Here is a 23,725-nt window from a genome sequence, read left to right as displayed (position 1 = left end):
GTGCCTATTTATATAGCAAGCCGGTCCGGCGCCCCGGTTCGCTTGCGTCAGTGAATACTGACTTTATAAACAGGCACGGGTAAATACCCGCGCCAGCCTGAACCAACCCGCGCCAGTGTAATCAGATCTCAATTATCGACATCTTTTACTATTGGCCGGTTGTCATTCACTCGTTTTTCGTAGGAGATTTTGAATTGACTCAGGTTGGGTGTGTACGTGCGTTTGCGTTTCAATTCGTGCTGATAAATGGTTTGGCCCAGCTGGTATAGAAATGGGTGCCCTACCGATTCATATTCGTACTTGTCGTCATTCAGGATACCATCACTATTCGCATAAAGTGTTGCGGTTAGCATATACTCGACTTTGTTGGTGAAGTCGACCACGTATGAGGCATCCGTCAGAAAGCCATACGCCCATCCCACTTTATTGAATACCCGAACACCTTTGGGTAATTGGTGGTGCAGGCTATCCATGAAAAAGAACTTTACATAAGTGTCGTAATACTGGCTGGCATCGTATTTAGGGAAATTGGTTTCGCCGGGCAATTGCGACAGGTATTGACGCAGAAACTGATAATCGTCAGTGGTGAGGTTGAACCGTTGTTTCGCCGGAACCGAGAGCGGAAACATCACCGACTGCAGTACCTGCTGAAAGCTTTCCAGTGGAAATTTATTCCGTTCGGTGAAGTTGAACGGCTCATGAATCAGGCTGTCTTTGGTGTAATACCCGTTGCCGAGTCTGGCTGTCCGGGAGAAATCAAACGGGTCTTTGTTGTAAGCTGCAGCCTGTGCATAAATCAATTTTCCATCTTCCTGAATAAAGCGCACCGGATTGGTATGGCGATTTTCTTCGCCTGTCATTCGCACAAACCGGTGTGTAATACGCGTATCCAGATAGCCTTTGGCATGCAAATTTCGGTTGATGTTTTCCTGACCGACAAACTCATACATACGGCTGTAAGGGTCATTCTCGCTCACCAGAAAAGCTTTTTTGATGAGGTGAGCTATGGAAGGATAGCCACTCTGCGCGGTCTTATCTGTCCACTCTTTCGTTTGCCCGCTATACGCACTGTCGAACTGCATAGCCGTAAACTTCGTCAGCTTCGGATTTTTCAGGCTGTTCAGTTTATCCAGTGATAGCAGTGCCAGCGGCAGCTTCACCGTCGATGCCGGGTTGAAGTAGTTGGTGCTGTCGACATTAAAATAGTAGTTCGTGAAGGAGGGCGTGTTGTTCTTGTCCCGATCAATTTTCGTGTAAATAATCTGCAACCGATACGCGTCCGGGTGATTGACAACCTGCTGAAAAACGGGGTGGGTATTTTTAGAAAGTAAGTTTTTGAGAAAATCGTCCGTTCGCGGTTGAGCAAAGGCGGTTGCTGAAAGTAATAGGAGAAGATTGAGCAGATACTTTGTGAATGGGTGCATAGTCGTACAGTAAGTAGCGCGGACATCCTGTCCGCATAGCCAAAATTGTTACAGGTTAGCTGATGGCTATGCGGACAGGATGTCCGCGTTACATAAGCTACAGAACCAACTGCTCAAACAATTTTCTGAGCGTTTCTTCGGGATCGTTGCACAAACCCGGATGAACGGGCGACGTTTGCACGACGGTGCTTCGGGTGGCCGTGAGCCAGCGGAAACGACCCGAAATGGGCAATTGGCCAATGGTGCCGCCTTCTTTACGCCCCGCACAAATTCGCTCGAAGGCAAGCAGACGTTCCTGTAATTCCTGACAGTCGATTTCGCTTGAAAATGAACACAATCGACTCTCGTTCAGGGTATACATCGTTTTCAAAAAGCCCTGCGATGCACAGTACAAGATGACGCCGACGTTAAGAAACTCTTCGCGTTCGACACGTGGCATGACGCGGATAACAGCGTATTCAAATAAGTGCATGTCGGGCGTCGATTGCTGCGTTTACGAAAATTTCTGACGAGGCCAACCGGGCCTCTAAAAACCGGGCGTACACCTGTCGCTGCTCATCGGCCGACTCCGGGGTCGATTCGTTCGTCAGCCATTCGTCGGGAATTAGCGACACAATAGCCTGGATTCGTTCGGGTGTGAGAATCGCGTGATACTCGGTATCGACTGCTCTAAGTTCAGATGCCTGAGGCAGCAATACGTGGTCTTTGACCTGTACGAATGGTCGCTGGCTCTGCGCTTCCCAATTATCCCAGGAGTGATGAAAATAGAGCGACGCGCCGTGGTCGATCAGCCACAATTCTTTATGCCAGATGAGCATATTTGTGTTGCGGGCCGTGCGGTCTACATTCGTTACGAGGCAATCCAGCCACACGATTTGCGAGGCAAGTTTGGCCTCGACGGTGGTTACCAGTGGGTCGAACGTAATCGAGCCCGACAGGTAGTGCAGACCCAGATTCAGCCCTTCGCTGGCGCGGAGTAAATCCTGGATTTCTTCGTCGGGCTCAGTGCGGCCAAAGGCTTCATCGAGTGTAACGAACACGATTTCGGGTATTCGCAGACCCAGCAAACGGGCAATTTCACCGGCTATCAACTCGGCAATCAGGGCTTTGGCACCTTGCCCGGCCCCGCGAAACTTGAGAACGTATAAAAAATCGTCGTCGGCCTCCACAAGAGCGGGCAACGAGCCACCTTCCCGCAAAGGTTTAGCATAGCGCGTTACATTGACGGTTCGGAGTTCTGGTTGATGAGTAGGCACAAATAGTGAACGGGAAATACAGATTTAGCTGCTACAGGACTTTCAATCGCCTAAATTTATGGGGCATTCGGTACTTTTACTACATTCAGCTTAAATCGCATTGTGAAATAATTCAACCTGAATAAACTGAGCACAACCTACTCCTATATGAAAATCCATTTGCTTGTCTACTTATTTCTTGCTGTCTTGTTAATTCCTCTACCCACCAGCGCCCAGCAATCACTACCCGCTGAACTCGACAAACTCATTGCCCAAACCCCCGACTTCAGTGGTGTGGTGCTCATCGCCGAAGGGGGCAAGCCCGTCTACGAAAAGGCATTTGGCTACAAACGTTTCGAGACAAAAACGCCCCTAACAACGTCCTCTATTTTCGAACTGGCATCCGTATCAAAACAGTTTACGGCCATGACGATTATGATGCTGAAACAGGCGGGTAAACTGGCATACGATGATCGGATTGATAAATACATTTCCAACTTGCCCTATCCGGGTATTACCATCCGGCACCTGCTCAACCACACATCGGGTCTGCCCGATTATCAGGACGTAATGGACCAGCATTGGGACAAAAGCAAAGTCGCGAACAACGCCGACAACATTGCTTATCTCATCAAGTATCATCCTGCTAAACTATTTGAGCCGGGAGCAAAATACACTTACAGCAACACAGGCTATATGTTGCTGGCGAGCATTGCCGAACGGGCATCAGGACAGGATTTTATCCAGTTTTGCCAGACGCACATTTTTAACTCCGTCGGCATGACGCATACGGGCATCCGTACCCGCGAGGAGAAACTAAAACTACCCGACGTGGCCTGGGGTCATATTTATGTACCTGAGAAAAAACGCTACGTCCAGGCCGATTCCTTTCCCGAATTTAACTATGCCATCTGGCTGGGCAACCGCAAAGGCCCTGGTCGAATCAGCTCCACCGTCGAGGATTTGTTGAAGTGGGACCGCGCACTTTACTCCGATCAACTGGTTAGTCAGCAAACGTTGAGAGACGCTTTTACCCCGGCCAAACTCAACGATGGCTCCTTGTCACAATACGGCTTTGGGTGGGAGTTGGCACAAAGCCCTAAGCTCGGCCGTCTTGTCTGGCACGACGGCGACAATCCCGGCTACAAAACCCAGATCATGCGCTACATCGACGCCGATAAAACAATTATTGTGCTCTGCAACAATGCCCACGAGAAAAAGGCCGACATCATAAAAGCGATACAGGCTTTGCTGGAAAAATAAAGCAGGTCTGCTGTTATGCTTACGCCTTATGTGGTGTAAATTATGGCTATACTCTGTCCTGAAAAGGCATATTTTTTGTCATCCTGACGGCAGGAGGGATCTTCGGACGAGACGAAGTGCTCCAACTTGCCGAAGATCCCTCCTGCCGTCAGGATGACAAAAGATTAATTGTAAACAATTGATTGTAAGGGTGTTGTGTCTATTTTATTGTTACGTCAAAAATATGTGGTCTGGTCATTGGATATCCATCCGTTTGATTTTACCTGCATCGAATGTGTATACGTGTTTGATAAGACCATCTGTCACGATATTTCCTTTTTTGTCGTGGATCAGTTGATGAACGATCACTTCGATTTGGCCAGTGGGCATTGACCGAACCGAAACGGGCGTTACTTCCGGATCAATTTCCTGCCATTGCCGGGTCCAGTAGGTTCGAACTTCATCATGTCCATGTACATAACCGCCCTCCCAGCCGTTGGGCCATTGTACATCCGAATGCATGAGTTCTAATACGCCGTCAATATCCCGGGTGTTGAAGGCGTTGTAGGCTCGGTTGATTAGGTCTTGATTGTCCATCGCTTTTGCTGAAAGAATAGGGTTGAGTTTTGCTTCCCAAAAAAAACAGATGCTGGCGAAAGATAGCATCGGTGAAAGTTGAGATTTTGTTGGATGTAGCGTGGGATGGTCCTCCGCGTATCCGTAGTCTAACAATGCAGCGCCTAATTCGCCTATGGGGCGGTCTCATCCGCCTATATACGAGCGTTAGCAGTAGAATTTGTAATAAACCAATATGGTCGATTTAGAAAGAATCCGACAAATCGCCTTATCGTTTCCTGAAACGACCGAGCAACCTCATTTTGAAAAGCGGTCGTTTAAAGTCGGCAAAAAGGTATTTGCGACCTATAACGGGCCGTATAATCGGGTGTGTGTGAAGTTGTCAGAACTTGATCAGGATGCTTTTTGCAGCTTCGATAGCTCTGTTATTTATCCTGTTCCCAACAAGTGGGGTAAGCAGGGGTGGACACTCATTAATTTGGTCAATGTGCTTGATGAGACCCTAATCGACGCCCTGACAATGGCTTATTGTGAGGTTGCTCCTAAAAAATTGGCGGCTATTGCCAAAGGAGATCGGTATGAATAGGCTAGTTTTTATTACCTAATTCACGTACCTGTTAACGTCACATCGGCCTTATTCAAATAAATACTCAAGTACAAATAGTCTAGAGTATTAAGAATAGTTGCTTTTGTCATGCTTCGGCTCCGGCCGCCCGGCTGCGTCAGCATGACAAAAAAATCAAATGTATATCCGTTGATTAACCATGACTTTTTACGCTGAAACAGTACGGCAAATCAAGCAGGATCATTATCCAAAGGAGCAGTTGACCCGGCAGATAATCAAGTCAAAACAATTCATTGATAGCAATTTTGCCGAATCTATTGATCTTGACAGAATTGCCGAAGTGGCCTTCTATTCAAAATTTCACTTCATTCGGTGTTTTAAATCGCTTTACGGCCGAACGCCAAATCAATACCTGACGACGGTGCGGATTGAAAAGGCCAAACAACTTCTGCAAACCGACGATAGCGTAACCGGTGTATGTTATGCTGTTGGATTTGACAGCGTTACATCGTTTAGTGCGCTCTTTAAAAAGTCGACAGGAATGACACCCTCCGGTTACAGAAGTCGAAAAAAGCAATTTTCGAGACGTGGAATCGGGAATCCGTTCGGAGATTTGTTGTCCAATCGGCTAAACAACATCGAATGAAAATTAAACTCACCAGCGTCATGGTCGATGACCAGGCCAAAGCCCTTGCCTTTTACACAACGATTCTGGGCTTCGTAAAGAAGACCGACATTCCGATGGGCGAACATAAATGGCTGACGGTTGTATCAAAAGACGAACAGGACGGTGTTGAGCTACTATTGGAGCCCATGAGTTTTGCTCCGGCTCAAACCTATCAGAAAGCCCTTTTTGACGCTGGCATCCCCCTGACTATGTTTACAGTCGGGGATGTGGATAAAGAGTACGAACGACTGACAACGCTGGGGGTTTCGTTCAGTATGCCGCCTACTCAAATGGGCCCGGTTAAACTCGTTGTCCTGGACGATACATGCGGTAATCATATCCAACTGGTGCAAATGCTGTAATCAATTACGTCTACACAATGCCGAATATCCGTTTGGGTGCCTGACTTTCCTGCCGGGAAAGTTCACGGAGAGTAGTTTGGGCTGGTGCCACCGAGTTCAGTCTTCTCCCCGAAGCGGACTTTGCCCGGCTTTGACGACAATGCCTTTATCGGTACGCTCGGTTGCTCAGTTGCTCAATATAACTTGCCGTTCACTCAAAAAACCTACCGTTCACGCAAGGCTGGTTGCAAGGCCGTTTCCTTACTCGCAGGTTTGTACGACAAACCAGATATGAACAAAATAGATCGTTCGGTGAGATACCCATTCCTGACTGTTGCTCTTGCAATCTTGAGCTGATAGCTACCCCACGAATTGGTCTTTCTCGATCAAATCAACCCATCATTCACATCCAACTCATTGTCAATCATGGAGAATTCGTACAAAAATATCGGCTATTTTTTCATCCTGATCTGGATATTTGCCCTCATCGGATTTCATCAAACCTACACAGTTTTCTTTCCTTCATTCAAGGGATTTCGCTGGGAGCAGCACGTTCATGGGGCCACGCTCATGGCCTGGTTTTTTATGCTCATCGTGCAGCCTTTTCTCATAAAATACGGGAAGTATGACTGGCACCGGGCTCTTGGTAAAATAGGTTACGTGCTGGCCCCGCTGGTTTGCTTTTCCATTCTGGAAGTAAGCCGGATGGTGTATCTCCGCGAAACCGCCCATCGTCCCGAAAACGAGGTGTTGGCGCAATTGTCGTTGGACATCCCGACTATTTTAACCTTCGCCCTGTTTGCTTTACTTGCCTTCGTGTATCAAAAACAGGCAGCCGCGCATATGCGGTACATGATTGCTACGTCACTGCTTATGATTGGACCGGGTTTGGGCCGGGCGTTAATCATTTTTGGCGGTGTTCCCTTTCCGATCTCTGTTATGTTCGTCCTCGCCCTGTCTACGCTGATCGCATTGGTATTTCTGTTGCTGGATATCCGGAATCGGAAAAGCCCAATTCCATTTTTGGTCATTTTTCTCGTCATCGGCCTGAACCTGCTCTGCTGGCTATTCCAGACATCGGGCTGGTGGCTCTCATTCGCCAAAACCTTTGCCAGTATCTTTTTTTAAGGACAAGTCTGCTTTTATACGAACTGGTAGTAACTGCCCGCGCTTCGATGGCTGGCAGGTTCTGGTCTGTGCATACGGCTCCACTAGTCTCCAAATAAAATAGCTCATGGAAAAAGCGCTCCAAAACCGCGTTGGCTACTTCTTCGTCGCTCTCCTGATCATCACTACGATGGGTTTTTATCCAACCTATCTATAAAAATTTCCTGTGTCTGAAGGGTTGACTACGGCTCATCATTTTCTTGGACTGTTCATTCCACTGCTCTGTTTGTTTTTGTTCGGTAAGCTACGCTGAACGCGCTCTGGGAACTGTGTTTTGGGTGAGCATGTAGTGTCGCAACTGCGTTCCGGAAACCAGCCCGCTTGTTTGACTACCAGATTGAACTAGTCGTGTCTGAGCGGTTAAACGGCCGAACGTATACCGGTGGCTAATCTAAGTTGACCTACAGGTAAGTATCCGCTATATTGGTTATTTTAAAAGCTACTCCGGGAAACTATGGTTTAGGTTTTGAAAGGGGACAAGCCTATTTGTTCGATCAATGCAGACGCTGTTATGTTCTACAAAAAATATCAACCCAGTGCTCACCTGACCCCGTATGTGGCCTGTTATTATGTTTGGGAACATAGCGTCGATCCTTCATCGGGATCAGCTAGCGATTCCCTCCAGATCGAATCACCGCCAACTGGATTTGGCTCGTTCGTGTTTAATCTAGGAACCCCTTACAGAGTTGAAGCCAGCCTGCGGAATCCCTTCCAGGTCGTACCGGAAGCGTTTCTGACGGGTCAGGCTACTCGCCAGTACCGGCTGTATCTGTCCGGAGCGATTCATATGGTCGGTATCGTGTTTCAGCCAGCGGGGATCAGCAGTTTGTTCGGGTTGCCCATGGTTGAGTTTGCCAATGAACGCGTGGCACTTGCCGATGCACTGGGGAACTCGGTGCAGTTTCTGACCGAGCAGCTTGCCGAAGCCCCCGACTACCCGGCCCGTGTGGCTATTCTGGATCAGTTTCTGTCGTTCCAGCTACTTAAACGGAATCTACTTCCCGACCGCATCGACCATTCGGCCAATCAGATTGTGGCTCACCGGGGTATTATCAACATAAATGCGCTGGTTGATGACGCCTTTCTTTGTCGGCGGCAGTTTGAGCGTAAGTTTCTACAACGGGTTGGCGTAAGCCCTAAATACTACGCCCGAATTCGACGTATTAGCTATTTATGCGCGCAACTGGCCTCACAATCCTGGCAAATTGCCGATTGGCAGGATCTCGTTTTTCGCTGTGGTTACTACGATCAATCCCATTTTATCAAAGAGTTCACGGAGTTTACCGGCAAGAATCCATCGGCTTACGTGCGGAATAATGTCGAACTGGCTAATTATCTGACCACCTGAGCGCTGATAGGTTGAAAATGTCGCATTTTTACAAGTAGTACTGCTGATGAGGAGATAGTTTTGGCTTACTAATCAAACTCTTATGCAACGCTATCACACCCTCTGTCTATTATGGCTGCTAACCAGCCCTTTACTGGCCCAAACAACAAGCCTGGCTAAACTCTGGACCGAAACCGACCGACAGTACACCCTCGACAACCTGCGCCGAACCCGCGATTTGATTGTGCAGGAAACGCAAAACCTGACACCTGCCCAGTGGAAATTCAAAGAGTCACCCGACCGCTGGAACATTGGCGAAATTGTTGAACACCTTGCCCTCTGGGAAATTATCTGGGCGCGGGAAGTAAGCATGGGCAGCCGCAGTAAGCCACAGCCCGAACTCAACCAGACCAGCAAGCCCGATAGCTTTTACGCTACCTGGATTATGGAAGATAGTCCACACGTATCGCCTGATTTTTCGCGGCCAACCGGCTTTATCGAGGGGAAAAATAACCTGGCTTTTTTTCTTAAACTACGTGAACAAACCATCGCCTTTGTCGGAAAAACAGGGGCCGATATGCGGGCGCAATTTGAGCTTGCCGGCACCGATAGCCCCAGAAACATGCATCAGGTCTATATTTTTCAGTGGGGCCACGTCGACCGCCATCTACGGCAGATTCGCAAGGTAAAAGCCGATTCCGGTTATCCTACTTCTTCTCATTAATCTCGCTAAACATATGAAAACGATCAATCAGGAATCCGTATCCGAAGTAACCCGTAAGGGCGCTTGCCTTGCTTTTTTTGACGCATACAGCGACCTCGACACGGCCCGGATGATTGGCCTGGCTACTGCCGATGCAACGGTTCACTTCCAGCCATTGGGCAACGATGGTAAGGGGACTTTCTGGGAGTTTGGTAAGGCTGTCTGGCAGTTGCTTATCGATTGCTTTCCGAATCTCGACAACACCGTTGATACCCTGACTGCCGAGGGCGATACGGTTTTGTGCCGGGTGGCTATTTATGGTACGCAGGAGAAAGAGTTTATGGGGCTTGTCAGCAAAGGAAAAACCTTTAACAGCGACCATGTCTTCGTGTTTCAATTTGATAATGCCGACCGGATTACACACCTGAACATCAACTGGGATCATACTGACTTTGTCAGACAGCTTTCGTAGTTTGGCGTAGAACGGTAACACGGTAAACCTCTTATCACATAAGTGTCGCATTCAGTTGGGAAAGCGTCTTATTTTGCCCGTTCTACACGATGACTACACTGGTTATGGGCAAGAAAATCCTGATTTCGTTTGCGACAGCTTTACAAAATATTCGGTCGCGCTTCTTCCATACCATTTTGTCAATACTAGGTATCGTGATTGGCGTGGCTGCGTTGGTGGCCATGCTGTCGTTGATTGATGGCATGGAGCAATATGCTCAGGAGCAAATCACGAAAACGACGTCACTGAAAGCTATTTTATTGCAGCCCAATCTGTACAAATCCGTGAACGATGTAGGGGTAAAAAAACAGACCTACGCCTATTTAAACTACGACTCCTTTGTGAAACTGCGGTCGGCCCTGACAAAACCGGCAGCGGGCTATCTATACAGTCGGCAGAATGCGGAGATTACCAAAAAAGCCGATAACCGCCCCATTGGCACGATCGTTACCGGTCTGGGCCTGCCAACTCACCCAGACATAACCATTATCTACGGCACTGCCTTTAGTGAAGCGGACCTGACAGCCAGACGAAATGTCGCCTTTATCAATCAACGACTGGCGAAGCAGTTGGTTGGGAAGAAGCCGGAGAAAACGGCGATTAATCAGCAGATTGTTTATAAAGGCATGGTACTGACCGTCATCGGAATTTCAGCTGACAAAGATGCTAAAGTTGGTCAGTTGCTGATGCCAATCACTTTATTGCCCGATAGTGTGTTAAAAGCTACTCCACCCATGGGCATCATTGAGGCCGGGAACGTTGAAGATGTACCGGAGCTGAAAAAGCAGATTGAGAACTGGCTGACTGTCAATATGAAAACCAAACTGGCCGATTTCTCAATTATTACCAACGAACAGCGCGTTAGTCAGGTGGCCAAAGGGTTCCTTCTGTTTCGTCTGATCATGGGCATGATCGTCGGTATTTCGGTGCTGGTTGGCGGCATTGGCGTCATGAACGTACTGCTGATTTCCGTATCGGAACGTACGGTTGAAATCGGCGTGCGCAAAGCCCTCGGCGCAAAACGGCAGGATATTTTGTGGCAGTTCCTGTCGGAGTCCATCACAATTTCGACCTTCGGCAGTTTGCTTGGATTGGGGCTGGGACTATTAAGTACGCTCGCGTTCGTACCCATTGTAAAAGCGCTCATCGATGTCCCTTTTCAGATGGCCTATACCTGGAATACATTCATCATCATTATGGTCATCGCCATGCTGATCGGTGTTGTTTTCGGAACTTACCCGGCTATGCGAGCCGCCCGTCTTGATCCTGTCGAAGCCATTCGGCGCGAGTAGAGCTGGTATCAATACGGATACGAACCTGACGGCCTGGGTTCGTATCCGTATTGCCCTTTTATACAATCAGCTTGCCTTCAATAGAATCGTCCAGCGTTTTTCCCAGAATGGCACCAGCGGCCATTTTGACGAACGCCACCGCATCGCCGTGTTTGTTGTCCCAATAATAGGCTTCGAGGGTATCTACTTTTATGACCGTGATACGTGGGTCATCCTCACCTTCAGTAAACCATGTTTTCAAAATAGGCTCCCAAAGCTCTTTGATGAGCGCCTTATCTGTCGATATGGTAGCCTCACCGTATACACTCAGAAAATCGGAATACTCTGATCCCTGAAACAGGAGCTGAACCTTGTTGTCGGTCTGAATGGCTGCATTTTTATGGCTGTCATTGGCGCTCAAAAACCAGAAGTTTCCCATTTCATCGACCTTCTGTACCGACATAGGCCTTGTTGTCAAGGGTTCTCCAGCGGTGATTTTTGTGCAGAAAAAGCAGGTACTGTTCTTGTCGACCAGTTCTTTTATTTTCTTCCCGGCCTCGCTGCCGATCAAGTCTTCATGATTCTTTTCGGGTTGCTGCCGATTGATACTGTCCATACCGATTGAGTTGAGTTGTTAGATGGTAACTTGTTAATGGCTAACAACCTGTTTGGGTAAACCTCTTTTTATGATGTCTGGAAAATGTCTTTCCTTATTGAATGGTTAGAACAAACCAGCGCCATGCTGTCGATGAGGATTATGAACGGATGACCAGTCGGGGTGTGTCGCTCTGTGTACTATCCGTTGTTAGAAAGCTCAGACAAGCCAGCGATTTTGTGTGTAAGCGTCATTCCAGAAATACCATTCCAGCCTACTCGACACCCTAAATGCTTCCCGCATCTGGGCTAACTCCAGCGCACCTGCTGTTTCGGCATATTTATCGGTCAGGGCCAGCATTTGATTCACCGACTGGTCGAAGGCGTCGCCCGCGTAGGTATCGATCCAGCTTCGGTAGGGATTTTCCTGAATGGCCCGCTCGTAAATGTGTTTGCCCACCTGCCGATAGATCCAGAAACAGGGCAGCACCGCAGCCGCACCTACTGCAATGGATTGAAGCGAGGTGGTCGCTAACAAGTAGTTTGTATAGGCGAAACAGGCGGGCATTTTCGCCGTTTCGGGCTGGATATCATACAGCGAAAAATACGTCTCGTGCAGAGCTCGCTCTACCAGAATGGCATTCTGGGCAAAGAGCGTGAAAGTCAGCATATCGTCGGGCGTGGTGGCCCGCGCGGCTAGTTGATTCAGTGCCCGGCTGAAGTCCGTCAAATAAAGTGCGTCCTGCTGAATGTAATACTGAAAGGTGGGCGAGGGCAGATTACCAGTTTGTAGTTCGTTTACAAAACCGTGAGTCAGGATAGCCTCGTAGGTGGGGCTGATGTCCTGCCAGAGTTGGTCTGTGAATGTCATATTGATTTACTGCCAGACGTTGAAAAAATGGTGGACCGGTCCGTGTCCGTGCCCGAGTTTATAAACAGCACCTGTGCGAAGGGCCTGAGTCAAATAGTCTTTAGCCTCCGTCACGGCATCGACAACCGATAACCCCCGAGCCAGCCCGGCGGCAATAGCCGATGAGAGCGTACAGCCCGTTCCATGCGAGTTACCCGTCTGTATACGGACTGTTGGAAACGAGTGCTGTTCACGCGCAGATATATAGAGCAAATCGGTGCTTTCGTCTGTCGTTAAGTGACCGCCTTTCATGAGTATGGCCCCCGGACAGAGCATTGCCAAATCAATGGCGGCCTGCTGCATATCGGCCAGTGTCTCGACCGGGCGACCGAGCAATACGCTGGCTTCGGGCAGATTAGGCGTAATCATGGACGCGATGGGCAAAAGGTGCGTCTTGAGCGCGTCGACGGCCTCGTCCAGCAAAAGTTTATCCCCACTTTTAGCCACCATAACGGGGTCGAGCACGATGGTTTTTACCCCAAACTCGACCAGTGTTTTGGCCACCTGTTCAATGACTTCGGCCGAGTGCAGCATGCCAATCTTTACGGCATCGACACCAATGTCGCTCAATACCGCTTTCATCTGTTCGTCAATGAACGCTGGGGATACCGGCATAATACCCGTAACGGCCTTCGTATTCTGGGCGGTCAGCGCGGTAATCACCGACATGCCGTAGCAGCCTAGTGCGGCAAACGTTTTGAGGTCGGCTTGAATACCGGCTCCTCCGCCACTATCCGAGCCTGCAATGGTAAGGGCACGTGCGTATGTTTTCATGGAGTTAAAAGAGTGAAAGGGCGAAAGAGCGAATCTCAACTTACACGCCGTTGAATAGCTTAATTAACTCCCGGCTAGCCGCATATGGCGACGTTTGCCCACAAATGGCTGATACAACAGCCACTCCTGAGGCTCCAGCCTTTACTACAGATTGACTATTGGTCGCATTTATCCCGCCAATGGCAAAGGTGGGTAAGCTGGTTTGCTGGCAAATGGCAGTCAAACCGTCTAATCCAAGCAGGCTCGAAGTGTCCTGCTTGGTGCCGGTCTGGAAAATGGTGGCGATCCCAAGGTAATCCAGATCGGCACCCTGAGCGGCTTTCAATTCGTCCATATTGTTGATAGACAGGCCAATGATCTTGCCTGGCCCGATGAGCGACCGAACGAGTTGGTGCGGCATATCGTCCTGACCGACGTGAACGCCATCGGCATCAACGGCAAGGGCAATGTCGACACGGTCATTGATAATGAGCTTCGCCCCGTAGTGTTGGGTAATGTGTTTCAGCGCAACGCCCAGTTCCAGAAAGGCACGCGTAGTCAGGTCTTTTTCGCGCAGTTGCACCCATCGAACACCTGCCCGACAGGCTTCTTCGACTACGAAAGGCAACGTATGGCCCGCCTGATGGGCAATGCCGCTATCGGTTACTAAATACAGTCCGTTCACGCGTAGGTCAGTTGGAGTCGATCCGTAATAGTGGCCTCGGTTAGTTCGTAGAGGGCGTCGAGGAAGTTGAGTTGCAGGCTGCCGGGAGCTGGTTTTTTCTCAACGGCCAGTTCACCCGCAATACTCATAACGGCCATCGCGTGCGTGGCGGCCAGGAAGTAATCTGAATTGACGGCGGCAAAGGCACCGGTCAGGGCCGTAGCGGTGCAGCCCATGCCGGTAACTTTGGCCATGAGTGAATGCCCGTTTTTGATGGTGGCTGTTCGCTCGCCCTGAATGATGTAATCGGTTGCCCCACTAATCACGACCACGCTACCCAGCGAAGCACTCAACCGTCGGGCTGCGTCACTGGCGGCTTCGGAACCGTACAGGCTGTCGACACCTTTGGTTTGGGCGTTCAGACCCGCCAGTGCCATAATTTCGGACGCATTTCCCCGAATCACATCGGGTGCCGCTAATTCCAGTAACTCAGCACTTACCTGATTCCGATAGGCGGTGGCGCCCACGCCCACCGGATCGAAAATAATGGGTTTGCTTAACGTTTTGGCTTTCTGCATGGCTAGCCGCATACCCGCCACGAACGTTTCATCGAGCGTACCGATATTGACGACAAGCGCAGACGAAATCGAAACAAAATCTTCGACCTCGTCGGGGGCATGAACCATAGCGGGCGATGCCCCCAAGGCCAGCAGTGCGTTGGCCGTGTTGTTCATGACCACGAAGTTGGTGATGTTATGGACAAGCGGTGCCTGAGCGCGAATACGCTCAATGTCGGTCCAGATGGATTGCGGAGATGGGTTCATGTTGCTGCTACTAAGTTTATTGGACAGCAACTTTAGGAGAGCAGAGCGCGTCTCGTTAACTTTTTCCTACGGCAGTACAAGCTGCATCAGGTAATGAGGGTATCCTCTCAGTCAGTCCGGTTTGGCACTGACACCCCTAAAGTTGTGGGGCAAAGGTAGGGGATAATGAATTACATAATTGTAAAAAATACATAGCTGTCTGCTGACTTTAGAAAGTTTACGATAGCTTTACAGCCAACATTCCTATTCCTCAAATTCTGTGAAATCAACCTCTGTTCGTTACCTGATTCTTCTGGTTCTCACGCTGGGAACGTCCTGGCAGACTATCGCCCAAACGCTCAATGATACGTTCGTCAATGGCGATCTTATGCCTAATTCACCCGATCTATCCCCGCGCGGTACCTATGGCGTTGGCGTACGAACGCTCAAAGTAGTCCACAAGGATCAGGTCGATGTGCTGCATATGAAAGATGGAAAGCACCCTTTGTACGACCGTCAGCTAACCCTTGAAGTCTGGTATCCGGCCAATATTCCTGCCGATAAAGCGTCTAGCGTAACGTACGAATCTGTGCTTGGCCGCGCCAACGACCCTAAACGCCCCCTGGTTCCATTCACCTTCGCAGGCCGGGCCAGTCGTGATGCCGAGCCGGATGCCAGTGCGGGTGCTTATCCATTGGTTATTGTGTCGCACGGGTATCTCGGTTCTCGTCTGCTGCTAACTTACCTGACCGAAAATCTGGCGTCGAAAGGCTACGTTGTCGTGGCCATCGACCATATGGAGTCGACCTACAGCGATGCGGCCGGATTTCCCAGTACGCTCCTGAACCGGGCTCTCGATGACCTGTTTGTACTAAACGAAATGGCCGGGCTAAGTGCTAAAGGGAGTAAATCATTCCTGTCGGGGTTGCTCAACGCTGAGAATGCAGCCCTTATTGGTTACTCGATGGGTGGCTATGGCGCACTGAATGCCACAGGGGCGGGGTATAGCCCGCAGGCCGTTAAGGCGTTTGGTCAATTGGCGCAGGGCAGTACTGCCCTCGACGTTCGTTCGATGGATTCGCCCGCCTACAAAGCCACACTTGATCCCCGTATTAAAGCGGTCGTTGCTTTTGCGCCCTGGGGTATGGAACGGGGTATGTGGGATGCCAAAGGACTGGCGGGTCTGACCTTGCCAACGCTGTTTGTGGCGGGTAGCAAAGACGACGTGTCGGGCTACGAAAAAGGCATCAAAGCCATTTATGACGGAGCCGTCAACGCCGACCGCTATATGCTGACCTATGTGAACGCCCGGCACAACGTAGCGCCAAATCCACCACCAGCCGCTTCATTACAACCCGGTGTGTCTGTCGATGAATACATGCATTACGCTGAACCCGCCTGGAACGAGCGCCGGATCAATAACATCAACCAGCACTTCGTTACGGCTTTTCTGGGTATTCACCTCAAGAAGATGGAGTACGCCAAATACCTGGACGTACCCGAAACAGACGCTGCCGGAACGTGGACCGGTTTCAAGCCCCGCATGTCGGTGGGGCTGGAAATGCGCCATGCAAAGCCGTAGGGTTGTTAATTGGTTGAGTAGTGTAGTGTTTCACGACAATCTCTTACTTCGGGAGTTGGCGTGAAACACCATACATTCATCTACTTATGCTTCATCGTGGATCAGGCTCTTCATGCCTATGGCTAGTTCGGGCGTTACCGTTACACCATGAACATGTTGGGCGTGTTCGGCAGCCTGGGCCAGCACTTCCTCTTCTGTATCGGCCCGAACAACGGCCTCGCAATCAAATCCGGCATCTCTACAATGTAGCGTTTTCATTTGTATTGGTTTGGTTTAAGTAAGAAAGGTTATGACCGCATTGTAGAGCAGCGCAACACGGACAACTTTATGTTAATACGTCACTTTTAACACAGACCCATCGCCCAGACTGGATACGTAAGCCGTATGTGCGTCAATTTGCCGAAGGTCTGTTGGCAGATTTAACCCATCGACCAGAACCGAGCTACCGCTAGCCGTTACCTGAATCACCTGACCTGTTTTAGCCCCAAAACCTTGCTGGCCAAATACGCCATGCTGAATCAGTAACAGCCCCAGATCTGTGTCCAGATTTAGATCGACTAAACTGGTAAAACCCTGTTTGAAAACAGAGATTGCTGCTGACTGGTCTACCTGGTAAACGATAGATGCTCCCTTAGGGAATGGAAAGCCAACCAGTGTGGTAACCAGCAAATTCTTGCCGTCGAAAACAATACCCGTGGGCACTGAGTCAATAAAGGGCGGGCCAACGGGCGTTGGGTTCTTGAGCCGGGGTATATTGGCAAACACACTCCACACACCTGCTTTTGTTCGGCGGATAATGGCGTTGGCAGCCGCATCGCTAAAGAAAAGGTCCCCGTTTGGCCCAACGGTCATGTTGTACAAATGAGACTCACCGGTATCCTGATCAGCTGGAAATGGAAAGTCGATAATAAACTTACTCACATCCTCAACGGGAAGCGACGTTGCTGAAAGCGGGGTGTCACCGGGTTTGAACGAAGCTATGTTGACGCTATATAATCGACTTTTAGACCCTAGCACATACAACAGTCCATCTGCAAACAGCAGGTGATTTAAGCCATCCAGTTCGCTCCCCTGAAATACTTCTGAATCAAAACCAGTAATGACAGGATAGACTTTACCGTCTGGTGTAATAACGGAGACTTTCCCATCATTTTTGCCGGTACCTGCTTCGGTTACCCAGACTCGCCCGCTAGCGTCTGTTTCGAGGCCGATAGGTGAGGCCAATCCCGTTGCAAAAGTGGAAACCTTAACTGTTTCAGGGGCCGGAATCCGGTGGTCCTGACAGCTTATAACCAGAGCACCGGTTAACAGAGAGCATAAAAGAGGGAGTTTGTAATTCATAACTGATTGTGGAAAGAAGTAATGAAAAATTTGATTGACGGTCCATTTAATGATAGCCTGGTTCAAACTTATAGATTTGGATGGTTTCTGTAAAATCTTTTGAGTCAACGGTTTATGTATTTTATTATTCGGCAAATCAGTCATGATTTTGTTTTGGCTGCTTGCCTTTAAGCAGGAATAGCTAACGCTTATGTATATAGTAGAAATGTTGATCCGTACGCCTTATCCGTATTGATTAATCGGATTCAATTACATTGACTTATCCCAAATGATACGTTTAACATTACTTGTAGGTTTATGGCTGGCTGGCGCATCAGCCACTCAGGCACAGCCCTTTGGAAAACTGGTGAAGAAAATGCCCGGCATGGTTTCCTATACCCTGCGCGAAAGCTTTTCGAAAGATGTGCCCGGTACACTGGATAAAGTGAAAGCCTGGGGCATCACCGACATTGAGTTTTCGGGCCTGTTCGGTAAAACCGCCCCTGAACTGCGAGCCCTCCTCGACCAGCGCGGGCTCACATGTAGCAGCTACGGCGTGAGTTACGATGCCATCGCCAACAAACCGGACTCTATTCTGCAAAATGCAAAAGCACTTGGTGTGAAATACATCCGTATCGGTTCTATACCACACAAGAGCGCAGCCACGCTGGAAATGATGCAGCAGGCCGCCGAGGTGTTCAACCGTTTCGGCAAACAGGCCCACGAACAGGGTGTTATGTTCTGTTACCATAATCACGGGTTCGAGTTTCAGCCCTACGAAAATGGTACGCTGTTTGATTATTTAGTAAAGCAAACGAACCCCGAATACGTAGGCTACGAAATGGACGTAACCTGGACGTACTTGCCCGGTCAGGACCCGGCTGCACTTCTGATGAAATACCCTAAACGGTTCCGGCTCATTCACCTGAAAGACGTGCAAAAAGGAGTTGCCCGTAATGATAAGGGGAGCATGGCCAATGAGGAATGTGTTGTATTGGGAACGGGTCAAATTGACTGGCCTTCTGTTCTCAAAGCCGTGAACAAGTCGTCGATAGAGCACCTGTACATTGAGGACGAAAGTAAAGCCGCCGAGCAGCAAGTGCCCAAAAGTCTGGCGTATCTGAAAAGTTTATGAACAAGTTCTTCTGACATGGGTCGAATCAATTACGGAAAACGACCTAAATTGCCTGTATTCCTGTAATTGATTCGACCCATGTCAGAGGAACTGGTAGATGAATTTGAGCGATCAAAAGGACAACTGAAGTCCTATATCCTGCGAATAACGGCAAGCGTAGCAGACGCAGAGGATATTGTCCATGACACCTTTATTAAAGCTACTGAAAAACTGGAGTCCTTCAGGGGGCAATCGTCGCTGAAAACCTGGCTGTTTGCCATCGCATCAAATTTGGCCCAAGATAATCTCAGAGCCAGAAAACGCTGGGTGGATAACGTGACCGACATTGCGAAAAAAGCCGCTTTAGCTAATCCGACGTTCTTTCAGCAGGCGATGCACATTCAGGCCACTTCACTTCAGGGGCAATTCGAAATAAGAGAACATATTGCGTTTTGTTTTACCTGTATTGCCAAATCATTACCTCTGGAACAACAGCTCAGCCTTTTGCTGAAAGAAGTGTATGATTTCAGGATCAACGAAATCGCGCAGATTCTTGATAGCACCGAAGCCATGGTGAAGTATTATTTGCATACGGGCCGGGCAAAAATGATTCATGTTTTTGAAGGTAGATGCGCCCTAATTAACAAACAGGGTGTTTGCCATCAATGCTCGGAATTGAATGGATTATTCAACCCAAAACAGAAATTTCAGGAAGAAGCGGTTAAAATTGATCTGGTCAGAAAAGCGGCTACTGCCGATAGAGAACACCTTTTTGATCTTCGAATGAAGGTGATACAGGGTATAGACCCCTTTGAATCGAACGCGGCCGAATTACAACTTCATCATTTAGAGCACAATAGGCAGGTTATTGAAAACTATCTGGAGAAAAATGCCAGTTAACCTATCGTTTCGTTCTGCCCAACCGTCAAACGGTAAACTAAGCAGACAAACTAACGATAATGGCAAACACTCCATATCTCACTCAAGACGGTAAAGCCAACACGGTAAAAAAACTATTCAGCCGCGAAACATCCGTGAGCATTACAATTGATGCCGATCCATCCATCATCTGGGCACTATTGACCACGGCGTCTGATTATCCCCGATGGAATTCGACCATCGTGTCAATAGAAGGCACGATTAGCCCAAACGAAAAAATTAAACTTACCTCAACCCTCGATCCCAAGCGAGTTTTTACCTTACAGATAAAACAAGTTGATCCGGAAAAAAAACTCGTCTGGGGAGACTCAATGGGCAACCGTATTTATGCACTAACCAGTAGCGGAAAAGGCTCTACGCGGTTTTCGATGACTGAAAAAATTGGCGGCCCGTTGTTTCCTCTGTTTGCCAAAATGATTCCCCCATTCGACCAGTCTTTCAACCAATTTGCTGCCGACCTGAAAAAGGAAGCAGAACGAATTATGAACATGAAATAACGAGAAATAATCTGATGGCACCAGGCTTCGCTTAGTTGCTGAAATCTACGTCGGGGCGGTCCATTTTACGCTGATTTCGTTTGGCGGTATCACTGCCAAGCGGCAACTGGAGAGACAGTTTGTAAAATCGTACTTCCCGGCGATTCATCGACACCTGATAGGCACCCGGTTGGTCGTAAATACTGATAAATCGGCGCGAATTGAACATGTCATTGACGCTGAAGGTAAGACTGGCCCGATTGGCCCAGAAACCTTTCCGAATAGCAAAGTCAACACCCCGTACTGCCTGACGATACCCTTGCAACGACGGAGCCTTGCCGTCGTTGGTACCTGTTAGTTGCGCTGATATGTTGGCCGGTAAGCGGTAGGTTAAATTCAGCTTGGCATTGTAAGAGACCAACTGGTTCTGTAAATTGACTGATTGCAGAATTACATTGAATACATTGATGTTCGCTACTGCACTCAGATTTGGCCCGATGTTGAACTTCAGCGTGTTGTCAAAACCATAGCGAATGTCGGCTTTTACGTTAACGAACGTGGTTACCAGTACCGACGAGTCGGTTGATGATGGCTGAGTGAAGGGTTTTATGGTGTGATCTTCGTAAATATAGTAGGCTGTGGCCAGCCAGCTTACGCTCCCGAAACTCTTGTTGTAATTAACTTCAGCAGTATTGACGAACTCGGGACGAAGGGCAGGGTTACCAATCGTGATGTTCTGACGGTCGTTGGACTGAATGCCAATAAATAGTTGCCGGAAATTTGGTCTACCTACTTTACGACTTAAATTAATACCGATCTCATCGGTTTCGTTCAGCTTTTTGGAGAGCGCGAATGAAGGAAACAGCGACTGAAACAGATTCTGGCCGTTGGCAGACGGGTAGTTATAGCCAAAGGTCGTTGTATCGAGCCGGGAGGTACCGTGCAAACTCGATTGTTCCAACCGCAGACCTGCCTGTAAACTAATATTCCGGCGAAACTGACGCGTGTACAGCGCATAAATCGCATTGACGGTTTCGGCAATCCGCGCATCCTGCGAGTAACTCGGGAGCAGTTGATACGCTTGTGTATCGTTGTTAAGTTTATTGAAGAAATACTGCTGGTCGCGAACGAAGGTGTAACTTCGAAGTCCCATTTCAAGCTTGGCCGAGTCGCCCAGCGGATGCGTATAATCTAACTGGGCAATAATCTGATTGCCATTGGTGCGGCCCGTAATTTTGTCCCGTTCCGGGAAGCCTGATTGCGAATTTCCGCCGGCATCCAGGGCCGTTGTCAACCAATCGGCCGCGTTGGAAAAGTGGTTGCGGCTATAGGAAGTAACTAGGCTCAACTCCCGGCCTTTGCGAGCAAACTGATGTTTCCAGTCGAACTCCAGGCCCATGTTAGTGAAGGCATTTTGAGGCACCGTTGTTCGATTGCCCGAACTGGTAACTGTCTGATTCAGATCGAGATAGGTGTATGGCTGTGCGCTAACGGTGTTGAATGCCCCTCCCACCACTGTGCCCGCCAGCGATAACGTATTTCTATTATTCAGCGCATAATCGGCGGCAATTCTCCCACTCTGGAATGTGTTGTTGAGGCTAATACTGGTAGTCTGTGTAAAGTAATTTAATGGACTGCCATCGGCCTTTCGGTTCGTTCGATTCACGTAGCCTGTTATCGGGTTCCTGGTGGCATTGATGGAGTAAAAACTGGTCAGATTCCATTTGCCCTTGCGCCAGTCAATGTTAACTGTACCGTCGAAACGCGAGTTATTACCGATACCCGCGCTAACGAGCCCGTTGTAGCCAGGAAGCCGGTTTTTTTTCAGCACCAGATTGACAATACCACCCGATGTAGAGGCATCATAGCGGGCCGAGGGATTAGATATTACTTCTACCGACTCGATCTGGTTGGCCGGTATTTGGGACAGCGTCAACTGGGTAGGTTTACCGTTGACATAAATGGTTGTCGCCATGTTGCGCAGGCTGGGATTGCCACTTTCGTCAAGGGTAATCGACGGCACATTTTTAAGGACGTTTTCGGCTGTTCCGCCAATAGTGGTCAGATTCTTGGCCACGTTGAACGTTCGCTTTTCCATCGTCATAGAAATTGCGCTTTTCTCGCCCGTTACGTTCACCTCTTTTAGCATACTGGCGTCAGGTTTCAGGGCCAGCGTTCCCACATCTGTCTGCGCCTGATTGATTCGAATGGTTTGCTCAAGGGTTTGATATCCAACAAAGGTCACCCGCATTGTCAGCGAACCCGAAGGTAAATTCGAAACGACAAACACCCCCTCACCATTTGCCTGACTACCTGTCAGTAGACTGTCTTTGCCATTTCGTTGCTCGAAAACAGCAACCGACGCAAACGATAAGGCTTTATTGGTGCCTACATCCAAAATCTTACCTGTCAGTCGATTCGTGTTGCTCGGCACCACCTGTTGCGCAGAGGTAGATTGTGCCAATAAAAGAAGAAAGAGCAGAAAGGAAGGGTAGATTACTGATTTCATAATAGCAACAAAACTGGCTGCTAAACTTGAAGTAAATCTGAAGCTTTGACAGAATAGATCAGGCTCTATGAACAATACAGTTTATCCTTCTATTAGTTACAGAATCAGGAACAGGAGATGGTTGATAAACGTGTTTTAGATAGGTCGTTGCATTAAGGAGACATCAATATTTCTTCAGATTCTTTATCGAAGTTTACTTCGGAATTACCGCTTTTACTCGACGGGGAAATTATGACGTCAATCCAGATTCAGCAGCGAATTCGTCAGTACATGGGTCATTCTGCTGCCCGATACACAGGCTTTGTCCATTGGTTGGCCGAGCGTTTGTCAACGGAACACTTCCGGGGTTTACCCCTTACGATGCTGATCGGCTTATTAATCGCCAATACGTTGATTTTATCGGAAATTGCTGAAAACGTGGTCAATGCCGAGCCGATGGTTCAAGTTGATGTATGGTTTACCCACTTTCTGTTTCAGGGGCGAGTTACCTCGATTAGCCAGGGACTGTATGTGCTTACGTGGTTAGGGTCCGCATACGTAACAGTTGGTTTAACCCTACTTGGATCATACGTTTTGTTTCGGCAGAAAAAGAAACGGAACATACTTATTCTATGCCTGCTAATGGCAGGTGTAGGGGTATTTGTACAAATTGGCAAACGAACTTTTTACCGGGCACGGCCAACTCAGGTTGCTTATTATCCTGAAACGGGCTATTCATTTCCCAGTGGTCATGCGGCTACGGCCATGACACTGTATGGCTTACTCGGCTACTGGCTGGTTCGGGGGCGACGTCGTATCCGAAACCGATGGCTGGTTGCCATAAGTACCGTTTTTTTGATTTTGGTTGTTGGCTTCAGCCGAATTTATCTGGGTGTTCATTATCTGAGCGATGTGCTGGGCGGCTATCTATTGGGGTCCTGCTGGCTGATTTTGGGCATTGTGCTCACCGAATGGCAGCGTACCAGCCACCGTACAGAGAATAAATGAACTACGCTCTGTCTATCTAACTCATATTTAATCCAATATCCTGCA

26 protein-coding genes and 1 riboswitch are annotated in these 23,725 nt (G+C 48.8%); of the genes, 14 read left to right on the top strand and 12 right to left on the bottom strand.

Annotated elements, in window-relative coordinates; all coding sequences use genetic code 11:
* Positions 1–128: 128 nt before the first annotated feature.
* The 3 genes from CWM47_RS08870 to CWM47_RS08860 form a co-directional block, all read right to left on the bottom strand.
* Positions 129–1,424: a serine hydrolase gene (locus tag CWM47_RS08870; protein ID WP_100987640.1), complete on the bottom strand. Its 1,296-nt coding sequence runs from the start codon at positions 1,422–1,424 to the stop codon at positions 129–131.
* Between the two features lie 97 nt (positions 1,425–1,521).
* A complete protein-coding gene (locus CWM47_RS08865; RefSeq protein WP_100987639.1) occupies positions 1,522–1,896 on the bottom strand; it encodes a DUF3037 domain-containing protein in 375 nt (124 codons plus the stop codon).
* Complete coding sequence (locus tag CWM47_RS08860; RefSeq protein WP_100987638.1) at positions 1,883–2,680, bottom strand: HipA family kinase; 798 nt, start codon at positions 2,678–2,680, stop codon at positions 1,883–1,885. The genes CWM47_RS08865 and CWM47_RS08860 overlap by 14 nt, the downstream gene beginning before the upstream one ends.
* A 147-nt stretch (positions 2,681–2,827) precedes the next feature.
* Here CWM47_RS08860 and CWM47_RS08855 point away from each other — a divergent pair, with 147 nt between their 5' ends.
* The gene (locus CWM47_RS08855) at positions 2,828–3,922 is read left to right on the top strand and encodes a serine hydrolase domain-containing protein (protein ID WP_100987637.1); all 1,095 of its coding nucleotides are present in this window, start codon (positions 2,828–2,830) and stop codon (positions 3,920–3,922) included.
* A 234-nt stretch (positions 3,923–4,156) separates the two neighbouring features.
* On the opposite strand, the gene CWM47_RS08850 is transcribed toward CWM47_RS08855, so the two are convergent.
* Positions 4,157–4,567 carry a nuclear transport factor 2 family protein gene (locus tag CWM47_RS08850; RefSeq protein WP_240625798.1) on the bottom strand — a complete coding sequence of 137 codons (411 nt, stop codon included), beginning with the start codon at positions 4,565–4,567 and terminating at the stop codon, positions 4,157–4,159.
* A gap of 145 nt (positions 4,568–4,712) precedes the next feature.
* Between CWM47_RS08850 and CWM47_RS08845 the strand changes: the two genes are divergently transcribed.
* The 8 genes from CWM47_RS08845 (at position 4,713) to CWM47_RS08810 (ending at position 11,050) form a co-directional block, all read left to right on the top strand.
* Positions 4,713–5,063, top strand: a complete 351-nt coding sequence (locus tag CWM47_RS08845) for an MmcQ/YjbR family DNA-binding protein (protein WP_100987636.1) — start codon at positions 4,713–4,715, stop codon at positions 5,061–5,063.
* Positions 5,064–5,241: 178 nt separating this feature from the next.
* Positions 5,242–5,688 (top strand): helix-turn-helix domain-containing protein, encoded by a 447-nt coding sequence (locus CWM47_RS08840; protein WP_100987635.1) that lies wholly within the window; start codon positions 5,242–5,244, stop codon positions 5,686–5,688.
* On the top strand, positions 5,685–6,071 hold the full coding sequence (locus tag CWM47_RS08835; protein WP_100987634.1) for a VOC family protein: 387 nt from the start codon (positions 5,685–5,687) through the stop codon (positions 6,069–6,071). Before CWM47_RS08840 ends, CWM47_RS08835 begins: the two co-directional genes overlap by 4 nt.
* A 405-nt stretch (positions 6,072–6,476) precedes the next feature.
* Entirely contained in the window at positions 6,477–7,178 is a 702-nt protein-coding gene (locus CWM47_RS08830; RefSeq protein ID WP_100987633.1) for a hypothetical protein, read from the top strand.
* 550 nt (positions 7,179–7,728) lie between these two features.
* Positions 7,729–8,565 (top strand): helix-turn-helix transcriptional regulator, encoded by an 837-nt coding sequence (locus CWM47_RS08825; protein WP_100987632.1) that lies wholly within the window; start codon positions 7,729–7,731, stop codon positions 8,563–8,565.
* Positions 8,566–8,647: 82 nt separating this feature from the next.
* The gene (locus tag CWM47_RS08820) at positions 8,648–9,268 is read left to right on the top strand and encodes a DinB family protein (RefSeq protein WP_100987631.1); all 621 of its coding nucleotides are present in this window, start codon (positions 8,648–8,650) and stop codon (positions 9,266–9,268) included.
* A 13-nt stretch (positions 9,269–9,281) separates the two neighbouring features.
* A complete protein-coding gene (locus CWM47_RS08815) occupies positions 9,282–9,719 on the top strand; it encodes an ester cyclase (protein ID WP_100987630.1) in 438 nt (145 codons plus the stop codon).
* 89 nt (positions 9,720–9,808) lie between these two features.
* On the top strand, positions 9,809–11,050 hold the full coding sequence (locus CWM47_RS08810; RefSeq protein WP_240625796.1) for an ABC transporter permease: 1,242 nt from the start codon (positions 9,809–9,811) through the stop codon (positions 11,048–11,050).
* Between the two features lie 58 nt (positions 11,051–11,108).
* Here the strand turns inward: CWM47_RS08810 and CWM47_RS08805 are convergent, their stop codons facing one another.
* The 5 genes from CWM47_RS08805 to thiM form a co-directional block, all read right to left on the bottom strand.
* Positions 11,109–11,645: a pyridoxamine 5'-phosphate oxidase family protein gene (locus CWM47_RS08805; protein WP_100987629.1), complete on the bottom strand. Its 537-nt coding sequence runs from the start codon at positions 11,643–11,645 to the stop codon at positions 11,109–11,111.
* A gap of 198 nt (positions 11,646–11,843) precedes the next feature.
* Entirely contained in the window at positions 11,844–12,494 is a 651-nt protein-coding gene (gene tenA / locus CWM47_RS08800) for a thiaminase II (RefSeq protein ID WP_100987628.1), read from the bottom strand.
* Between the two features lie 6 nt (positions 12,495–12,500).
* Positions 12,501–13,307, bottom strand: coding sequence for a bifunctional hydroxymethylpyrimidine kinase/phosphomethylpyrimidine kinase (gene thiD, locus CWM47_RS08795; protein ID WP_100987627.1), 807 nt, complete (start codon positions 13,305–13,307; stop codon positions 12,501–12,503).
* A 40-nt stretch (positions 13,308–13,347) separates the two neighbouring features.
* Positions 13,348–13,971, bottom strand: coding sequence for a thiamine phosphate synthase (gene thiE, locus CWM47_RS08790; RefSeq protein WP_100987626.1), 624 nt, complete (start codon positions 13,969–13,971; stop codon positions 13,348–13,350).
* Positions 13,968–14,774, bottom strand: coding sequence for a hydroxyethylthiazole kinase (thiM, locus tag CWM47_RS08785; protein ID WP_100987625.1), 807 nt, complete (start codon positions 14,772–14,774; stop codon positions 13,968–13,970). The genes thiE and thiM overlap by 4 nt, the downstream gene beginning before the upstream one ends.
* Positions 14,775–14,820: 46 nt before the next feature.
* Positions 14,821–14,922: riboswitch (TPP riboswitch) on the bottom strand.
* A gap of 111 nt (positions 14,923–15,033) precedes the next feature.
* Here thiM and CWM47_RS08780 point away from each other — a divergent pair.
* Complete coding sequence (locus CWM47_RS08780; protein ID WP_100987624.1) at positions 15,034–16,335, top strand: alpha/beta hydrolase family protein; 1,302 nt, start codon at positions 15,034–15,036, stop codon at positions 16,333–16,335.
* An 84-nt stretch (positions 16,336–16,419) separates the two neighbouring features.
* Here CWM47_RS08780 and CWM47_RS08775 read toward each other — a convergent pair whose 3' ends face one another.
* Together CWM47_RS08775 and CWM47_RS08770 are read right to left on the bottom strand one after the other, a co-directional pair.
* Positions 16,420–16,593, bottom strand: coding sequence for a DUF1059 domain-containing protein (locus CWM47_RS08775; RefSeq protein ID WP_100987623.1), 174 nt, complete (start codon positions 16,591–16,593; stop codon positions 16,420–16,422).
* A gap of 72 nt (positions 16,594–16,665) precedes the next feature.
* Positions 16,666–17,676 (bottom strand): ScyD/ScyE family protein, encoded by a 1,011-nt coding sequence (locus CWM47_RS08770; RefSeq protein ID WP_100993794.1) that lies wholly within the window; start codon positions 17,674–17,676, stop codon positions 16,666–16,668.
* 268 nt (positions 17,677–17,944) lie between these two features.
* On the opposite strand from CWM47_RS08770, the gene CWM47_RS08765 reads away from it, so the two are divergent.
* The 3 genes from CWM47_RS08765 to CWM47_RS08755 all read left to right on the top strand — a co-directional run bounded on the left by CWM47_RS08765 (position 17,945) and on the right by CWM47_RS08755 (position 20,205).
* Positions 17,945–18,790: a sugar phosphate isomerase/epimerase family protein gene (locus tag CWM47_RS08765; protein WP_100987622.1), complete on the top strand. Its 846-nt coding sequence runs from the start codon at positions 17,945–17,947 to the stop codon at positions 18,788–18,790.
* A 78-nt stretch (positions 18,791–18,868) separates the two neighbouring features.
* Complete coding sequence (locus CWM47_RS08760) at positions 18,869–19,669, top strand: RNA polymerase sigma factor (protein WP_100987621.1); 801 nt, start codon at positions 18,869–18,871, stop codon at positions 19,667–19,669.
* 59 nt (positions 19,670–19,728) lie between these two features.
* Complete coding sequence (locus CWM47_RS08755) at positions 19,729–20,205, top strand: SRPBCC domain-containing protein (RefSeq protein WP_100987620.1); 477 nt, start codon at positions 19,729–19,731, stop codon at positions 20,203–20,205.
* A gap of 31 nt (positions 20,206–20,236) precedes the next feature.
* On the opposite strand, the gene CWM47_RS08750 is transcribed toward CWM47_RS08755, so the two are convergent.
* Complete coding sequence (locus tag CWM47_RS08750) at positions 20,237–22,693, bottom strand: outer membrane beta-barrel family protein (RefSeq protein WP_100987619.1); 2,457 nt, start codon at positions 22,691–22,693, stop codon at positions 20,237–20,239.
* Between the two features lie 231 nt (positions 22,694–22,924).
* On the opposite strand from CWM47_RS08750, the gene CWM47_RS08745 reads away from it, so the two are divergent.
* On the top strand, positions 22,925–23,680 hold the full coding sequence (locus tag CWM47_RS08745; RefSeq protein WP_100987618.1) for a phosphatase PAP2 family protein: 756 nt from the start codon (positions 22,925–22,927) through the stop codon (positions 23,678–23,680).
* Positions 23,681–23,725: the final 45 nt, after the last annotated feature.

Origin of the sequence: Spirosoma pollinicola (genome assembly GCF_002831565.1) — a bacterium.
Taxonomy (GTDB): domain Bacteria; phylum Bacteroidota; class Bacteroidia; order Cytophagales; family Spirosomataceae; genus Spirosoma; species Spirosoma pollinicola.
The sequence above is the reverse complement of the archived record's forward strand: the minus strand, read 5'-3'. Positions and strand labels throughout refer to the sequence as shown.

Bases quoted from the DNA above. Each gene is read 5' to 3' on its own strand.
- CWM47_RS08870 (WP_100987640.1), bottom strand. From the start codon at position 1,424: ATGCACCCATTCACAAAGTATCTGCTCAATCTTCTCCTATTACTTTCA.
- CWM47_RS08865 (WP_100987639.1), bottom strand. From the start codon at position 1,896: ATGCACTTATTTGAATACGCTGTTATCCGCGTCATGCCACGTGTCGAA.
- CWM47_RS08855 (WP_100987637.1), top strand. From the start codon at position 2,828: ATGAAAATCCATTTGCTTGTCTACTTATTTCTTGCTGTCTTGTTAATT.
- CWM47_RS08850 (WP_240625798.1), bottom strand. From the start codon at position 4,567: ATGCTATCTTTCGCCAGCATCTGTTTTTTTTGGGAAGCAAAACTCAAC.
- CWM47_RS08845 (WP_100987636.1), top strand. From the start codon at position 4,713: ATGGTCGATTTAGAAAGAATCCGACAAATCGCCTTATCGTTTCCTGAA.
- CWM47_RS08840 (WP_100987635.1), top strand. From the start codon at position 5,242: ATGACTTTTTACGCTGAAACAGTACGGCAAATCAAGCAGGATCATTAT.
- CWM47_RS08835 (WP_100987634.1), top strand. From the start codon at position 5,685: ATGAAAATTAAACTCACCAGCGTCATGGTCGATGACCAGGCCAAAGCC.
- CWM47_RS08830 (WP_100987633.1), top strand. From the start codon at position 6,477: ATGGAGAATTCGTACAAAAATATCGGCTATTTTTTCATCCTGATCTGG.
- CWM47_RS08825 (WP_100987632.1), top strand. From the start codon at position 7,729: ATGTTCTACAAAAAATATCAACCCAGTGCTCACCTGACCCCGTATGTG.
- CWM47_RS08820 (WP_100987631.1), top strand. From the start codon at position 8,648: ATGCAACGCTATCACACCCTCTGTCTATTATGGCTGCTAACCAGCCCT.
- CWM47_RS08815 (WP_100987630.1), top strand. From the start codon at position 9,282: ATGAAAACGATCAATCAGGAATCCGTATCCGAAGTAACCCGTAAGGGC.
- CWM47_RS08810 (WP_240625796.1), top strand. From the start codon at position 9,809: ATGACTACACTGGTTATGGGCAAGAAAATCCTGATTTCGTTTGCGACA.
- CWM47_RS08805 (WP_100987629.1), bottom strand. From the start codon at position 11,645: ATGGACAGTATCAATCGGCAGCAACCCGAAAAGAATCATGAAGACTTG.
- tenA (WP_100987628.1), bottom strand. From the start codon at position 12,494: ATGACATTCACAGACCAACTCTGGCAGGACATCAGCCCCACCTACGAG.
- thiD (WP_100987627.1), bottom strand. From the start codon at position 13,307: ATGAAAACATACGCACGTGCCCTTACCATTGCAGGCTCGGATAGTGGC.
- thiM (WP_100987625.1), bottom strand. From the start codon at position 14,774: ATGAACCCATCTCCGCAATCCATCTGGACCGACATTGAGCGTATTCGC.
- CWM47_RS08775 (WP_100987623.1), bottom strand. From the start codon at position 16,593: ATGAAAACGCTACATTGTAGAGATGCCGGATTTGATTGCGAGGCCGTT.
- CWM47_RS08770 (WP_100993794.1), bottom strand. From the start codon at position 17,676: ATGAATTACAAACTCCCTCTTTTATGCTCTCTGTTAACCGGTGCTCTG.
- CWM47_RS08765 (WP_100987622.1), top strand. From the start codon at position 17,945: ATGATACGTTTAACATTACTTGTAGGTTTATGGCTGGCTGGCGCATCA.
- CWM47_RS08760 (WP_100987621.1), top strand. From the start codon at position 18,869: ATGTCAGAGGAACTGGTAGATGAATTTGAGCGATCAAAAGGACAACTG.
- CWM47_RS08755 (WP_100987620.1), top strand. From the start codon at position 19,729: ATGGCAAACACTCCATATCTCACTCAAGACGGTAAAGCCAACACGGTA.
- CWM47_RS08750 (WP_100987619.1), bottom strand. From the start codon at position 22,693: ATGAAATCAGTAATCTACCCTTCCTTTCTGCTCTTTCTTCTTTTATTG.
- CWM47_RS08745 (WP_100987618.1), top strand. From the start codon at position 22,925: ATGACGTCAATCCAGATTCAGCAGCGAATTCGTCAGTACATGGGTCAT.